A 665-nucleotide genomic window follows, 5' to 3' on the forward strand; every position below is an offset into this window, starting at 1 on the left:
TGATAGAGTTTTATCGCCAAACAAAACCTACACAAACTACCGTTTTCATGTCGAATCATACTTTCCTATCTTCATTCTGGGAAGGCTTTCATATAGTAAAGTCTCATCAGACTGCGTCATTAATAAAGCTCACTCTCAAACCTAATTCTATCGCTAAGTGTCCGTGCGGGCTTAAAGCTCAAGCCATACATGAGTATCAGTGGCGTAACGTGAAGGAAGCTACACTGTTAGGAGCTCCCGTTGAACTGTCCATTCAAACCCGACGCATCAAGTGCAGTAACTGCGGCATTAAAACAGAGCGGCTATCTTGGTTGGAACCTTATGCTCGTATCACTAAACGCCTACGAAGCTATATAGAACAGTTGTTACCTCTGCTACCAATTAAACATATAGCCCAAGTGACAGGCGTTCATTGGCACACAATCAAAGAGATAGATAAGCGTCGGCTTCAACAAGTAGTGCCGCAAGTTAAATGGGGTGAATTAAGGCAACTCGTCATGGACGAGTTCGCCATTTTTAAAGGGCACCGCTATGCGACGGTCATTGCTGACGCGAAAAGCCATCAGGTTATCTGGATAGGACTAGGTCGTAGCCGCAAGGATATTCGACCGTTCTTTGAACAGCTAGGTGAGCATGGTAAAAATATCGAAGCTGTAGCAATGGAT

The 665-nt window shown here is 44.4% G+C and carries 1 protein-coding gene; it reads left to right on the forward strand.

Translation table 11 applies throughout. The annotated features are described in order from the left end of the window. Positions 1-47 precede the first annotated feature (47 nt). Positions 48-665: helix-turn-helix domain-containing protein (locus R7Q46_RS27570; protein ID WP_318078335.1), on the forward strand; the 618-nt coding region annotated here is incomplete at its 3' end.

Source organism: Vibrio sp. 811 (assembly GCF_033339195.1).